At 55.4% G+C, this 13,058-nt stretch carries 5 protein-coding genes; all 5 read right to left on the bottom strand.

Annotated elements, in window-relative coordinates; genetic code table 11:
- Positions 1 to 65: 65 nt before the first annotated feature.
- A complete protein-coding gene (locus J7E85_RS10540) occupies positions 66 to 425 on the bottom strand; it encodes a histidine triad nucleotide-binding protein (RefSeq protein WP_215157551.1) in 360 nt (119 codons plus the stop codon).
- A 283-nt stretch (positions 426 to 708) separates the two neighbouring features.
- The gene (locus tag J7E85_RS10535) at positions 709 to 4,158 is read right to left on the bottom strand and encodes an AAA family ATPase (RefSeq protein ID WP_215157549.1); all 3,450 of its coding nucleotides are present in this window, start codon (positions 4,156 to 4,158) and stop codon (positions 709 to 711) included.
- Position 4,159: 1 nt separating this feature from the next.
- On the bottom strand, positions 4,160 to 5,338 hold the full coding sequence (locus tag J7E85_RS10530) for an exonuclease SbcCD subunit D (RefSeq protein WP_215157547.1): 1,179 nt from the start codon (positions 5,336 to 5,338) through the stop codon (positions 4,160 to 4,162).
- 51 nt (positions 5,339 to 5,389) lie between these two features.
- Positions 5,390 to 9,505 carry a helicase-exonuclease AddAB subunit AddA gene (gene addA / locus J7E85_RS10525; RefSeq protein WP_215157730.1) on the bottom strand — a complete coding sequence of 1,372 codons (4,116 nt, stop codon included), beginning with the start codon at positions 9,503 to 9,505 and terminating at the stop codon, positions 5,390 to 5,392.
- Positions 9,506 to 9,510: 5 nt separating this feature from the next.
- Positions 9,511 to 13,041: a helicase-exonuclease AddAB subunit AddB gene (gene addB / locus J7E85_RS10520; RefSeq protein ID WP_215157545.1), complete on the bottom strand. Its 3,531-nt coding sequence runs from the start codon at positions 13,039 to 13,041 to the stop codon at positions 9,511 to 9,513.
- Positions 13,042 to 13,058 lie beyond the last annotated feature (17 nt).

Raw genomic sequence — 13,058 nt, 5'->3', positions numbered from 1 at the left:
AATTAGAACAACCCCGCTGCGACGCTCCCGCTGCGAGGCTGATCTATTTCTTCATTGGCCTGTTGTTATGTATGAGCGGGTGAAATGCCTGTTAAAGCGCCCAAACGGCGACCGCCCATCAGATGATAGTGCACATGAAACACCGATTGTTCCCCATCGGGTCCGCAGTTGTTAATTAATCGATAACCGCTCTCCGCAATGCCCAGCTTCGCCGCGGCTTCTTTAGCCGCTTTGTGCATCTCGCCAATCAGCAGCAAATCTTCATCCTGAATATCGTTCATGGATGCGATATGCTTCTTGGGAAGAATCAGGACATGAACCGGCGCCTCCGGGTTAATGTTTTGAAAAACAAGCACCTTATCATTCTCGAGTACCTTCGTGGAAGGAAGCTCACCCTCTACGATTTTACAAAAAAGACAATCCATTACGGTTACCCCTTTCATACGTTTACATGCTTTTATCATATAAGAAATTAGGCAGTGCGTCCAATAGATGACAATTAAGGCATACTCACAAAAAAAAGAGAAGCACCCCTGGAACGCAGCTGTCCAGTAAGGAGGCGCTTGATCATGAGAGCAAGGAAAAAGATAGGAATCTCTCATGATCAAGCGCCTGCCCGGTGCTTCTTGCATATGTCGGCTTATCTGTACTATAACAGTGCCATGTTGCTGTTTCCGTGATCTAGATCACATCATCCATGTTTCGCTATTACATCGATTCGATCGCAAGCTGCGATCCCGCTCCCGCTTGCTCCGCCGGCCGTACGACCAGCTTGCGCGGCAGACGCGCCCGAAGCTCGGGTACATGACTGATAATGCCAACGGTCAGCTTATCCGTATGGAGGCGCTCAAGCGCGGTAATGACCGTCTCCAGCAGCTCCGGATCCAGCGTGCCGAACCCTTCGTCGAGGAAAAAGAACTGCAGTGGATATTGCCCGCGCAGCTGAATTTGTGCCGAGAGTGCCAAAGCCAAGGCCAATGAGGTCAGGAATGTCTCGCCGCCGGATAGTGTGGATACCGGACGCCGGACGCCGCCGTTGGCATCGTCCCGAATGACGAATCCCCCCCCGGAGTCCACCTCAAGTGAGTAGCGCTGCTTGGTCAAATAGCGAAGACGCTGGGAAGCGGACTGACTCACCTGCATCAGCTGCTCCTCCGCAATGTATTCAACAAACGCGTTTCCGCGCAAGCAGGACTGCAATTTGGACAAGCGCTCGCTTTCTCGTTGAAGTCGAAGACGCTGCTCTTCCAATTCCATAAAACGGATGTGACGTTTGTTCAGGTCTTCCAAGTCCCGCTCAGCTCGAGCTCTCGCTTGAAGGGCATCCTCATCGGCTGTACGGGCCGCCTGAAGCTCGGCTGAGCACCGCTTCCACTCCTCTTCATGAAAAGGGCTTGCGCCAAGCTTCTGTTCGACGTCGCGAAGTCTCAGCGTCCATTCCCGCTGTCCTTCCCGATGTGCTTTCACTAACTGTGCACATCGTTCAATTTCTTCCGGGGTTAAACAGGCTTCCATGACGGCACGCTCCGTAGCGAACGGTGAGCCTGCCAGCTGGTTCTCCCAGGCAAGCTTGGCAGCTTGATGCTGCTCCTGCGCGGCTCTCTCAGCCTGTTCTGCAAGAGCTGCTTCCTTGGCTGCATGCTGAGCCTTCTCCTCTGCCTTCCTGCACTCACTTCTGGCTTGTTCCGCGGATTCCTTCAGCATCGTCATTCTGGTCCGGCATTCGCCCAGCAGCTCCTCAGCCGACCGGTCGCCGATCCATGACTGAAGACGTTCTTCTTTATCCTTCAGCCCCTCCATCTTACCTTCACGCTGCGCATCCCATTGAATCAGCTGCTTCTCCAGCTCACGAAGCTGCTGCTCCAAGCGAAGGACAGCCTGCTTCTTCTCCTCGATAAATGGAACACTGCGCTCAAGCCCTTCCTTAATCGACTCGGATTCCGCATCCTTCTCTTGCATGAGCTTAAAACGGCCGTCCGCCTCTTCCAGAGAGAAATCCGGCTTGTCTTCCTGCCAGGAATTCAGAATGCCTTCAGCTTCTGCTTCCAGCCCTGCAAGCTGATCCCGCAGCTGGTTCCATGTCATTTGACCATTCTCAAGCGCGGCGCTCTGTTTCATAAGCTCCTGCTGGCATGTGGAGAGGCTCTGCTGTAGCTTGGAGGCTTCCGTATGGCATTGTCCGATGGCAGCAACCTGAGTTTCGGCTGCTTTTAGGAGCCATGTTGTATCCGAAGCAAGTCTTTCCACATCGTACGGTTTATCAGCGGCAGGTATGGCTGACACTGCCGCCTCCATCCATCCGTGTTCCTGCTCCTGCCCGTCGCGTTTGACGGCAAGCTCCTCGTCATCTGCGTACGCCTCAATCTGCGAGCGCGTTTGGCTAGCCAGTGCTTCCGCTTCGTTAAGCTGCCCCCGCAGGGTTAATCTGGCCTCCTGGATCTGATGCGTGATCTGCGTCAGCCGATCCATGCTCTCATCAAGATTCTCTTCAGGCTGCCCTGATGAAGCAGGGCGAGGATGATGTTCGCTCCCGCAAACCGGACAGGGCGCTCCTGCCTGAAGCTCGGCGGCCAGCGAAAGGGACAGGGCATGAAGCTGTTTGTCCCGAAGCGATTGGCTCATCGCCTGGTTTACCTGAGCTGCCGCGGCTGCCATCCGATCGGCAAACGATGAGGCTTCGGCTGCATCACGCTGCAAGCTGTCAGCTTGCACAAAGAGCTGTATGTAGTGCCGCTGTAATTCTTGCTCCTGCTTCTGCAGGGCAATAAGCCTTGCCTCTTGCGCCTTCAGCTTGCTCTCCTGTGACTTTAGATCAAGCTCAGCCTTCTGCTTCTGTCTGCCGGCTGACTCGAGGGCTTGAACCTTCTGCATCGCCATATGAAGCGCCTGGCGCTCACCAGAGCGGGTCTCAAGCCCTTTCAGCTTGGCTTGCAGCTCCTCCTGCCGCTTTCGGCCTCGTTCAAGCAGCTCCTGCTCCTTCTGCAGCTGGGCAGTTACCCCTTCAAGCTCTTTGCGTGCATCCACTCGCTGTGCATCCAGCCTAATCAATTCTTCCCGTAATCCATCACGTTCCCGCTGCAATACAACAGCTTGCTCCAGCTGCTGCTCCCGAAGCACCAGCTTCGGTTCCTCGGCCCGAAGGGCTGCCTGGGCAGCTTCATCCGTCTTTACGGCCTGTTCCGCCGCCTTCTGAGCGGTTGCTGCTTGCCTGGTGAGTCCTTCGGCAATCTGCCGCCGCTGATCCCAGGCCTTACCGGTTTCGCGCCATGCTTCAAGCGCAGGGAGAACAGCGGCTGCCGCCCCTGTCAGCTCAAGCTTTCGTTCCAGCTCCTTCATCTCTTCCTCACGAAGGGCAAGCTCGTCCAGTTTCCCCTGCAGCCGCCGTTTTTCCATATCCAGCTCACGGATTTTACCCATGGCTTCATGGGCTTCAATGGCAGTCTGGAGAATAATCCTGGATGAGGCCGCGTGTTTCTTGGCATCTTCCAGCACCGTAGTCGCTTCCGCCAAAGCTTCTTTGCCTGCACTGCCCAACCCTTGCTGTTCAGCTTCGACGGATTTCAGCGAGCCCTCTGTATCCTTAACGCGGCGGCTGAGCTTGATCGCAAGCTGGTCTCCGTACCGTTCCAAATGAAACAGCCGCTGAAGCATCTGCCGACGCTCACTCCCCTTCAGGGAGAGGAATTCGGCAAACTTTCCTTGAGGAAGGACGACCGCGCGGGTAAAATCATCCATTTTAAGTCCGATTTTCTCTTCTACGCAGCGGGTGACTTCGGCCAATTTATCCGCCATCACCTGATCCCCATCGGGGGTAACGTGGATAAATCGACTCACCGTATTGCTGATGGAGAGCTCGTTGACCCGTTTGAATCGGCGCTCTACCCGGTATCGCTCCAGCCCGGCAGCGGAAGACAACTCAAACGTAAAGGAGACGGACAAGCTGTCCTCCGAATGATTCATGATGCCCTGGGTTCCGTTAACTGCGCGCTCCACCTTTCCGTACATGGCTAGAGTAATAGCATCCAGCAGCGTGGATTTCCCGCTTCCCGTCGGTCCGAAAATACCGAAGAGTCCGGTTTCGCACAACGTCTCAAAATCAATCTCCTGCGTTTCTCGATAACTCTGCAGTCCGGATAACTTCAACAAGATCGGTTTCATCTTACGGCTTCACCTCCATCCCGTCAGACTCCTCTTCCTCTACAAGCTCCAGAAACAAATCGACCAGATGATCCTCGGGCTCCGCCCCGCCGGTTTGCCGCTGGTAGAACTTTCGGAACAGGTCCGGCAGCGGCAGTCGGGAACGTTCGCTCTCCAGCTCCAGCGCCTCCATCTCCGGGTAAACCGGACGGATGTGAACAATGCCGTCCCTGCTCTTTCGAAGTCGCTGAATGTCAGCAAGCCCCATGGCCTCCGTTAGGGATACCTCCAGATCTATGAAAGCTTCAGGATCACGCCCCTCATCAAGCCATCGATACACTTCTTCCAAGCCGCCTTTGGCCTTCCAGCGAACAAGCGGGCGACCGCTGCGGAGAAACAGCTCTTCGATCACGGGTGCTCCTCCTGGCGATACGTCAACCAGGGTCACCGATTTGGCCTGTCCCGCTTCCGAGAAGCTGTAGGCCAGCGGTGAACCGCTGTAGCGGATAATTCCCTCCCCTTTTACTGCCTGAGAACGATGGAGGTGACCAAGCGCCGTGTAGGATGCGCCTACAGAGAGTGCCAACGGATCAACTGTGTACGCTCCACCGACCTGAATCGGCCGCTCGGAATCGCTCTCAACGCCGCCAAGTACATAAATATGGCTCATGGCCAGATTGACCGTCTGCGGAGAAAATTCCCTTGCCATCTTCCTCATCAGTTGCCCGACTCTCTCGCTATAGGCACGCCGGAGCTGATCCTCATCTCCATCGATCGATAGCAGCTCATTGAGCCTGGCCTCCGACGGATAAGGGAGTGCTGCAATCTTGGCCGTTTCTCCGGTACGTGCCGCTGTAACCGTGATCGCATCGGCGACGGGAGTCCCAATCAGCGTTATGCCCCTGGTTGCAACAAGCGGCGTGACCGATGCAACCCGTTCCGGCTGATCATGGTTGCCTGCAATGACCACCATAGGGCGGCCCCCCTCCGTAAGCCTGGCGGCCGCATCATAAAACAACTGCTCTGCCGCCGCAGGCGGATTTACGGAATCATAAACATCCCCCGCCATGAGGATCAGATCGGCCTGCTCTTCATCTGCCAGCTGAACCAGCTCATCCAGAAAGCGCTCCTGCTCTGCAAGCCTGCTCCGGCCTTCAAGTGCGCGCCCCAGATGCCAGTCTCCGGTATGCAAAATACGCATCGCTAATCTCCTCTCCCACTTCAAACTTCCAAATCAAACAAATCGAAACGACTATAGTTGAACGGCATGTCCCCCATCAAAAAAGTACAGCCATTTTTCATGTACGGGCTCGCCTAAAATATCCTCCAAGGCCTTTGCATATAGATCCAGCTGAAAACGGTACTGCTCTGCCAAGGCCGAAACGCCGCCGCGATGATCAAGCACCCGGTCCGTTTTATAATCCAGCAGCACAAGTCTACCGTCCTGCCTGAACAGGCAGTCCACAACCCCTTGGATCAGCACGGTTTCGTCCTGAAGGAGCTGCACATCCGGCGCTGCTTCGGCCGCTTGGTCCGAGATTTGGTCCATGAAAGCGAGCCCTTGATAAGCTTCAGCTGCGGGGAGTGCATATGAAAACGGCATCTCGCGCCAGACATCCTCTGCTGTCAGCAGCTGCTTCCCTAACTCGCAAGCAAACAGGCCGCTCATCTCCGTGGCTTCCACCGCGGCTGCCTGCTCAGCGGTTAAGATTTCTTTTTCCACAAGGTAGCGGATCGTGTCTTCGATCTCCGGCGTCGGATCCTCGGCTCCCTCCAATCGTTGAAGAGGCACATGCTGCATGATCGTATGATACACGGTTCCCCGTTCCGCAGGTGTCAGCTTCGTTGACTCCATAAATTTCGGCCGCCGCAAGCTTAGTGTGAAGGATGCGCCTGCCCCGATATTTTCCTTGCTCTGACGTTTTACGGCCTGCTCCTCCAGCAGATCCAGGGAGGGGCTGTCCTGCAAGGCAAGCAGCTTCTTCATCTCCGTTACGGACGTTTTGGCGGAAATTTGGCTGACCGTTTCATAACGATATCTCCAAGACAAGCGCTCATAAATGCTTGCACGTTGATCATCCGTGCCCTTATCTTCCGCTTCGGCTAAACTAGCCACCGGAACAACCGGCTCGAGCTTGTGCAGGGCATTCAGTTTCTTCATCCGGTCATCGTTATCCTCCTGCGCGTCATCCTTAATGCCGATCATGCCCTGCGCCAAGGATTCCGGCGTCTCGATCGAAAATATCCATTGCGATCGATCTTCTCTCAACACGCGCGAGTTCGTCTCCCCAGATAAGCCCGCCTTCTCGCGGAGCAGACCTGCGGATGGATGGCGTATCACGGCCGGGCCGATCCAATCCAAGTAACTCCGGCCCCGGGCAAGGACGTAATCCGGCAGAAGAAGCTCCGGGTTAAAATCGGCTTGTGCCCACGCAGCCACCTTCTTCGGCAAATCCTTCACCGTGCCGACCAGAATCATTTTCTCTTTAGGCCGCGTAAGGGCAACGTAGAGCACGCGCATCTCCTCAGCCAACAGCTCCAGCTGCGACCTGCGCCGGATCGCCAGGTTAGGCAGCGTGGGATAGCTAACGCGCATGCCTTCATCCACAAACTTCGGTCCAAAACCAAGCTCCTTATGCATAAGGAAAGGGGAATTCAAATCCTGCTGGTTGAAATTTTTGGACAATCCCGCTACAAAAACAACCGGGAATTCCAGCCCCTTGCTCTTGTGAATGGTCATCAGGCGCACCGCATTGCCCTGGCTTTCCGTACCGCCGGCCGTGCCAAGATCCCCGCCTCGCTCCCGGAGCCGGGAGATAAAGGTCAGGAAACGGAAGAGACCTCTGGAGGCTGTATCCTGTTCATACTGCACCGCCCGGTCATACAAGGCGGTCAGATTGCCCTGACGCTGCTTGCCGCCGGGCAGACCGCCAACCCAATCCAAATACCCGGTTTCGCTATAAATTCGCCAGATCAGGTCGCTCAGGCTTCCTTGGCGCGCTTCCTGCCGCCAGCGCTGAAGCCGATCCATAAACAATCCAAGTTTTGAGCTAAGCTCTGGAGATATTTCGATATTCTGACCTTCCGCTGATAGCGGAGCATCCGAAAGAAGGCTGCCTGCAACGAGCTCATGACCTGCTGCTGCTTCGGCCAAACCTTCCAGCTCTACGCCCGGCGTCCATTTGCCATCCACGAAGCCCACAGAGCGCGCCGAATCCATGACCGACGGGGCGACACTTAACGCGACTGCCGCCTTAAGCGCATCGTAATAAGTCCCTTTGGCACACAGGCGTACCTGTGCCATCTCTTCCTCGGATAATCCGAGTATCGGCGAGCGCAATACGGAAGCCAGGGGAATATCCTGACGGGGATTATCAATCACCTGCAGCAGCGATAAGGTGATCTCCACTTCCGTCGCCTGAAAGTACCCTTTGTTCTGCTCGCCGAACGCCGGAATCCCTTCCTGCCGCAGCTCCTCTATAATTAATGGTGCCCATACCATGGCTGAGCGCAGCAAAATAACCATGTCCCCATACCCCGCGGGCCGCATCGATTTCAGTCCTTTATCGTACACCATGAGCGGCTTCCCGTTTTCGCCCGTCATCTCACGAATTCTGCGGGCAATGGCGCGAGCCTCCAGCTGGGCGGTTTCCATCTCAAGCGCCTCAACCTCAAGATGAACCCCGTCCTCTTCGGAAGCCGATTCTTCGGACTGCTCCTCCATCCCTTTTCCAAGACGGTCGATCAGGAGCAATTCAGGCGTGTAAGGGTTCGTGCCGCCCTGAACCTCCTGCTCCGGAAAGGAAGCGCCGCATACAAGCTCCGCTCGAGCATCATAGGCAATCTCGGCTACGGATTCATTCATGATCTGCCGGAACAGTAAATTAACGGCATCCACCACTTCCATCCGACTGCGGAAATTACGGGCCAGATCAATCCGGATGCCGGCTTGAGCCGTGCTTGCCTCGGAAGAAAACGTCTTATATTTATCGAGAAACAGTCCCGGCTCCGCCAAGCGGAACCGATAAATACTCTGCTTCACGTCACCGACCATAAACCGGTTGCCCGGCATTTCCCTGGAGATCAATCGTACAATGTCTTCCTGTACGCTGTTCGTATCCTGATATTCGTCGAGCAGCACTTCATCAAACTGCTCGCGGTATTCCATCGCCGCATCGGAAGGCATCATATGCCCCGGCACGGAATCAGGGTGACGAAGAATATGAAGGCAGTAATGTTCAAGGTCGTTAAAATCGACCATGCCTTTGGCCGCTTTGGCCTCCCGATATCGCTCGCCAAAAGCGATAACCGTCTCGGCCAGCTCCATCATCAGCGGCGCTGCCGTGTGAAGTTCCTGCAAAAATTCCGATGCCGGACGGCCAAACAATGCACTTTTCAGCTCGTTGACGATTTTCTTCACGTTGTCGCGCAGTTCCTTAACCTGTTCCTGAAGCTCCGGCAGCACCTCATCCTTCCGAACGGATTTGAGCTTGCCGAAAGACGCCTCGCGGAAAATGCCGTACAACGATTCCCACGACGAACTATCGATGGCCTCAAGCAGGGAGGCGACCAATCGCAAGTCCTCATCGAGATTGTCCACATACGGTGCAGGCCCTCCCGGCTGCATGGCGATCGCCCTGGCTTGCTGCAGCAAACCAGCCGCTCCGTTCAAAGCCAGACGGGCGTCAGCCAAAATGCTTTGAACCCATGGCGTTTGTCCGAGAGCCTCCGTATCTTGTACCTGGAAGCCGGCAGCCGTTTCCCTTAGCCAGTGTGCCGGCCAGGAATGGCTGCGGGAGAAATCATAGAGGCGCTGAACGAGACGGTACAGCGCGTCATCCGTTCGCTCGCCGCTGAACCAGTCCGCCAAATGAAGAAACCGACTTTCCTGGTCGCCCTCGGCCTCGCCGTATTTCTCTTCAAACAGCTCCTCCAGCATATCCTGCCGCATTAAATCCGCCTCATGTTCATTCAGAATGCGGAATCCCGGATCCAGCGGTATTAACTGATAATATCGCCGAATGACTTCCATGCAAAAGGAGTGCAGCGTTGTAATTGACGCCCTGCCAAGCAAAGCAAGCTGACGCCGGATATGCTCATTGTCTGGATCCCGGTCCAGCTCACGGTCAAGCGCTTCCCGAATCCGTCCCCGCATTTCGGCAGCCGCAGCCTTGGTAAACGTAGCTACAAGAAGCCGGTCTACGCTGAACCCCGCGGAATCGTCGAGGATTTTGCGAATGATCCGTTCAACCAGCACGGCGGTCTTCCCTGAACCTGCTGCAGCTGCAACCAGCATATCATCGCCAGACAGCGCGATGGCTTTCCACTGGTCGTCACTCCACATGCTGCCCTCGGGTTTTGCTATCATCTCTCTCACCGGCTCTCTCCTCCCTTCGGATGTCCAAGCATATCCCAAACCTGATCTTTACCCGGTTTACCCAGCAGCTGATATTCGCTGCCCTCAATTGCGTCGTCGAACTGGCATACAGGCCGGAAGGAACAGTACGTGCAGGCGGTCTCCTGCTGAATCCGGTATGGCACAATCGCGACATCGCCCCCCGTAATTCTGGAGCCGATATTCAGCATGTTCTCCCGCACGGCGGACAACAAGGTCTCCCACTGGTCAGGCGTTGCCACGGCTGCGCTGCTGTAGAAGCTGCCGTCCGTTTTGACGGCGACTGGCAGAATGGCCGAGTGCCCTTTTTCAAGGAACGAATCCATGAGGGAAACCGCTTCGCGGTCTGCCAGCAGCAAGCCCTTCATTTTGTAACGTTTGAGCAGCTCCTCTGCCGCCTGTTCCGGCGTCATGCCGTTTGCAGATTGCAAGATTGGATCATGAACGTGGAAATACAAGGTTCCCGCAGGCAAAGCCTGTTCACCGAGCCAGTCCTCCGCAAACGTCAGCAACACGTCCAGATAGGTCAGCATCTGCAGGGATAACCCGTAATAGACCTCATGCAATCGCAGATCCTTCTGGCTGGATTTATAATCGATGACCCGAAGCATGATCCCATGCTCTCCGCGTGCCATGTCGACCCGGTCAATGCGCCCGACAATCTCCATCTTGACCCCGTTCGGCAATTCAAACGTCAGGGGTGGCAGCGGCTTCCCGGGACCGAAATCAAGCTCAAGGCCGATCGGCTCGAATTTGCCGCGCCTTGCTTGTTCACCTAAAATCACGGACGCTCTGCCCACGATATTTTTCAGCTTGCGCGAAATATATCCGTATCGCTTGGAGCTAAGCAGGATTTCACCCTGCAGCATGGGAGCAAGACGATCGACGGTCGCTTCCGCCTCGCGCAAGCATTCCTCCGCGGTCAGGTCTCCCCAGCTTCGATGCTGGGATTGAAACTTCATGGCCATGCTGCTTAAGGCAGCATGAAATAGCTGCCCGATGTCAGGAGCCTGAAGACGGTACAGCTGCCGTTCTCTCAGCTTCAATCCATGGGAGGCAAAATGGGAAAACGGGCACGCAACAAAGCGCTCCATCCGAGATACGCTTGTCCGCAGCTTCGTTCCGTACAACTGCCTGCTCGTTTCCTGCTTAAGCGGCCGGGCTTCATTCCGGTAAGACAAGGACGAGAGCATCGAAGAAAGACGCGACCTTAATTCCGGCCGTTCCGCGTACCAATTGTACACATGCCACCAAATGTTCGGGATCTCCTCTCCATTCCTCCAGTCGCGTAGCCGACCCGTCAAGTAAGCCAACGTCTTATCAGGACGGGACGCATAATGCTCCTGCTCGCGGGCCGATTGCCCGGCATGCGGTCTTGGAAATAAAGGCATCTCTTCCACCTGAAACATCATCTTCAAATGGCGGATGACCTCGGAGGGCAGTAACGTCTTGCCTTCATCGTCTGCCGCAGGATAGCTGACCCACAGCTGCTTGCTAGCCGAAGTCAGAGCATTATAAATCAGAAACCGTTCATCCAGCAGTCTTCGGGATATGCTTGGAGCAAGCTCCAATCCGCGGTCTTCGAGCTGAACACGCTCCGGTTCTGTCAGGATCCCATCGTCCTGAAACTGGGCTGGGAGAACACCATCGTTAATGCCGAGCAGAAAAGCATATTTCACCCCGCCCGTCCGTGTCCGATCCATGCTACCGATCAGCACTTGATCCAGAGACGGAGGCACCAGAGCCATTTTCATCTCCGTAAGTCCCGTACCCAGCACGCCCGTGAACAATTCGGTGCTGAGCTTCTCCGCACCCATCATCTCCACAATCTGGTCGAGCAGGTCAAGCACAGCCCCCCATACCTGGCGATGCTCCCTCGCTTCCTCAGGACGCCCGGCATCCAGAGCAGCACGGCTTAACAGCTCCAGCTTTTCGGGAACAGCGATTTCCTCCAGAAGCCGATAGACTGCGGTGCTCTGATCCATTGCACTCGCCGCCTTTTTCATCCGCTTCTCAAACGCATGCAGAGGCTCCATAATCACCTTTCTGGCATACTCAATCGCCTGCATACCATCCGGATTGCGCACCTCACTCTCTCCATCCTCTAATGAGAGGCTTGGAATTCCCTTCCACGGGCGGCCATCCGTCCAGCGCGAGCCCTGGATTCCGGAAGCCAGCACGTGGTTCTCCAGACGATCCATGTCCTCACGGGTAAGCGAACCGTCCAGCGGCAGCAGCAGATCCGTCTTCACGCAGCGGAATACGTCCTCATAACGCCAGCGGCGTCCAATGATATCAAGAGCAGATCGAATAAATTCGACCAGCGGATGGTGCAGCTCGCTCCGCTTCTGATCCAGAAAATAAGGAACACCGTGTTCCTTGAACAAAGGACCTATCAGGTGCTCATATTCTCCCATATTCCGGACAAACACGGCCATTTCCCGGTATCGTGCTCCTTCTTCCCGGGCGAGACGCACCATTTCACGTAAAGCTCCTTCGATTTCAGCCCGGCGGTGACTGGCAGCATGCAGAAGAAGTCCTGTCCTGCTGCCGTCCGGATTGCTCACTGTATTTCCATCTCGGGCAGCTTCCGTCCAACGTTTCTTCCGATCATAACCGCGCTCGAGGTGGGCAAGCAAAGAGGATTCTTGAAACCGGGGAAGAACATCGGGTTGCAGAATACGATGCTCCATATCCAACCCCATCTCATCGGCAATGCCTTTAAGCTTTATGTACGTCACTGCGGTAGGATGAAAGAGATCCAGCTCATGCGGAACATTGCCGTTGATATAAGGCTTGTCCAGTGTTAACGCAATCGTTACATGGTTGGCATGGGCCATAATTTCCCGGAGCACCCGGTACTCCTGCGGCGTAAAACCATGAAAACCATCGATCCAAATGTCGGCGCGCTTGATATAGTCCGATTGGGTCACGCCCGCTGCTAATGAGGCCAGCGTATCTTCCTCATCCATGTAGAACCGTGAAATCTCAAGCTCAAAATCGCGAAAAACCGTTACGATGTCCTCCAGCTTGCGCCGAAGCATCGGTGAATTCCCGGAGCCAGATACCATCTGTCCCAGCTGCTCCTCTACGCAGGATGCGTCAATGCAATAGCGCTTCATTTCCGTGTACAGCTCACTCAGCTTACCGACAAAACCATGCTGCTCTCCCGAAGCCCCGAACAATTGGAGCTCTTCTTTGCGCCTCCGCAAAATTTTGTACAGCAGCATGCGCTTGCCTTCTTCACTGATCGCCACCTTTGCGGCCCCGCCGCTTTCCTGCATGACGCGGTAAGCCAGTCGACGGAAACTAAGCACTTGCGCGCGCATTATCCCGCGAATGCCTCCCGCATTAACGAGTGCATGCTCTGCTTCATAGGACCCTTGCTCGGGAACGATCAGTATCATCGGATTCCCCTTGGGATCTTGCTCCAATCGCTCGATCATCTCTTGGCGGATCGACGTGCTTTTGCCGCTGCCCGACCTGCCGATTACAAATTGAATGCTCATGCTATGCCCCCTTTACA

The organism is Paenibacillus sp. ISL-20, assembly GCF_018613005.1.
Taxonomy (GTDB): Bacteria; Bacillota; Bacilli; order Paenibacillales; family Paenibacillaceae; genus Paenibacillus_AQ.
This window is presented reverse-complemented; position numbering and strand designations above follow the sequence as displayed.